The 2,893-nt window shown below is 53.3% G+C and carries 2 rRNA genes (1 of these 2 only partly in view); both read right to left on the bottom strand.

Annotated features, from left to right (window positions below):
- Positions 1-17: 17 nt before the first annotated feature.
- Positions 18-132 (bottom strand): 5S ribosomal RNA (gene rrf, locus AC07ED_RS04590).
- A gap of 84 nt (positions 133-216) precedes the next feature.
- Positions 217-2,893: ribosomal RNA gene (locus AC07ED_RS04585) — 23S ribosomal RNA — on the bottom strand; it runs 151 nt beyond the window's last position.

The raw sequence follows: 2,893 nt of genomic DNA, 5'->3' as shown, positions 1-2,893 counted from the left end.
GTATTGGTTCTTATTAGGTCTGGCGGTGACTTACTCTCCCACGTCTTAAGACGCAGTACCATCAGCGCAACGGCACTTAACGGCCGGGTTCGGAATGGATCCGGGTGTTTTGCTCGTGCTATAGCCACCAGACCGAATAAGAACCAATTTTTCCAAGTCGAGTACGACTGATTGTGTGTGTATGCTCTTGAAGTTCCAGCGTTGTTTTTACTGGATCAAATCAAGCCTATCGGACGATTAGTACCGGTCAACTGAATGCATTGCTGCACTTACATCTCCGGCCTATTGACGTGGTGGTCTACCACGGTCCTCAGGGATACCTTGTTTTGAGGGGGGCTTCCCGCTTAGATGCCTTCAGCGGTTATCCTGTCCGATCATAGCTACCCAGCACTGCCGTTGGCACGACAACTGGTCCACCAGTGGATCGTTCACCCCGGTCCTCTCGTACTAGGGGCAACTCCTCTCAAGTATCCTACACCCACGGAAGATAGGGACCGAACTGTCTCACGACGTTCTAAACCCAGCTCACGTACCTCTTTAAATGGCGAACAGCCATACCCTTGGGACCTGCTCCAGCCCCAGGATGAGATGAGCCGACATCGAGGTGCCAAACGATGCCGTCGATATGGACTCTTGGGCATCATCAGCCTGTTATCCCCAGCGTACCTTTTATCCGTTGAGCGATGGCCCTTCCACTCGGGACCACCGGATCACTATGGCCGACTTTCGTCTCTGCTCGACTTGTCAGTCTTGCAGTCAGGCTGGCTTCTGCCATTGCACTCAACGAGCGATTTCCGACCGCTCTGAGCCAACCTTCGCGCGCCTCCGTTACTGTTTGGGAGGCGACCGCCCCAGTCAAACTACCCACCACGCAGGGTCCCGGATCCGGATAACGGACCGCGGTTAGACAACAAGCAAAGCAAGGGTGGTATCTCAAGGGAGGCTCCACAGAGACTGGCGTCCCTGCTTCAAAGCCTACCACCTATCCTGCACATGCTGTACCTGTTGCCAGTGCGAAGCTATAGTAAAGGTGCATGGGGTCTTTCCGTCTAACCGCGGGTAGCCTGCATCTTGACAGGCAATTCAATTTCGCTGAGTCAACGTTGGAGACAGCGGGGAGGTCGTTACGCCATTCGTGCAGGTCGGAACTTACCCGACAAGGAATTTCGCTACCTTAGGACCGTTATAGTTACGGCCGCCGTTTACCGGGGCTTCAATTCGAGGCTTGCACCCCTCCTTTTAACCTTCCGGCACCGGGCAGGCGTCAGACCCTATACGTCGTCTTACGACTTCGCAGAGCCCTGTGTTTTAAGTAAACAGTCGCCACCCCCTAGTTTGTGCCCCCCGCCCATAGTTGCCTACGAACGGGGCCTCCTTCTCGCGAACTTACGGAGGTATTTTGCCGAGTTCCTTCAACGTTGTTCTCTCAAGCGCCTTGGTATTCTCTACCAGTCCACCTGTGTCGGTTTAGGGTACGATCTCATGGAGGGCTATTTCCAGGAACCTCTAAGCGGCCCATCCAATCCGATAAGGATGAACAACCTTCGAGATCCGTCACCATCTCCTGGCCCAGGAATATTAACCTGGTTCCCATCGACTACGCCTTTCGGCCTCGCCTTAGGGGTCGGCTTACCCTGCTCAGATTAGCTTTAAGCAGGAACCCTTGGACTTTCGGCGAGAGGGTCTCTCACCCTCTTTGTCGCTACTCATGTCATCATTCTCACTAGTGATCTCTCCACCGGATGCCTTACAGCCCGGCTTCATCGAAAGCTCCTTGCGTCCAATCCTTCCTAGGAAGGTAAGGACGCATGGAACTATATCACACTACGCTCTGCTACCAGTGCTTACGCACTCCGAAGTTTCGGCTCATGGCTTGAGCCCCGTTACATCTTCGCCGCAGGACAACTTATTTAGACCAGTGAGCTGTTACGCTATCTTTAAAGGATGGCTGCTTCTAAGCCAACCTCCTGGTTGTTTTGGTCGTCCCACCTGCTTTCCCACTTAGCCATGAATTAGGGGCCTTAACTGTCGGTCAGGGTTGTTTCCCTCTCCACAACGGACGTTAGCACCCGCTGTGTGTCTGCCGGATAGTACTCCTCGGTATTCGGAGTTTGGTTAGGATCAGTAAGTCTGTGGGACCCCATTACCCATCCAGTGCTCTACCCCCGAGGGTATTCGTCCGACGCTCTACCTAAATAGATTTCGCAGAGAACCAGCTATCTCCGAGTTTGATTGGCCTTTCACCCCTAGCCACAGCTCATCCCGACCTTTTTCAACAGGTGTGGGTTCGGACCTCCAATAAGTGTTACCTTATCTTCATCCTGGCCATGGCTAGATCACTCGGTTTCGGGTCTGATCCCACAAACTCATTCGCCCTATTAAGACTCGCTTTCGCTGCGCCTACACCTAACGGCTTAAGCTTGCTTGTGAGACCAAGTCGATGACCCATTATACAAAAGGTACGCCGTCAGGGCTCAAGGCCCCTCCGACTGCTTGTAGGCGTCCGGTTTCAGGTACTGTTTCACTCCCCTCGTCGGGGTGCTTTTCACCTTTCCCTCACGGTACTGGTTCGCTATCGGTCAGTAAGGAGTACTTAGCCTTCGGGGGTGGTCCCCCGATCTTCAGACAGAATTTCACGTGTTCCGCCCTACTTAATACGTCCCATTGAGCTTCCTATACGGGGCTATCACCCGCTATGGCCACGCTTCCCAACGTGTTCTAGTCACTCTCAAGGCTCGGCTGGTCCGCGTTCGCTCGCCGCTACTAACGGAGTCTCTATTGATTTCCTTTCCTCCGGGTACTTAGATGTTTCAGTTCCCCGGGTTTGCTCTTTAAACCCTATGTATTCAGGTAAAAAGTACCTGGTTATGCCCATTATTGAGAGCCCGAAGGC

The sequence above is a fragment of the Aestuarium zhoushanense genome, assembly GCF_056431045.1.
The sequence above is the reverse complement of the archived record's forward strand: the minus strand, read 5'-3'. Positions and strand labels throughout refer to the sequence as shown.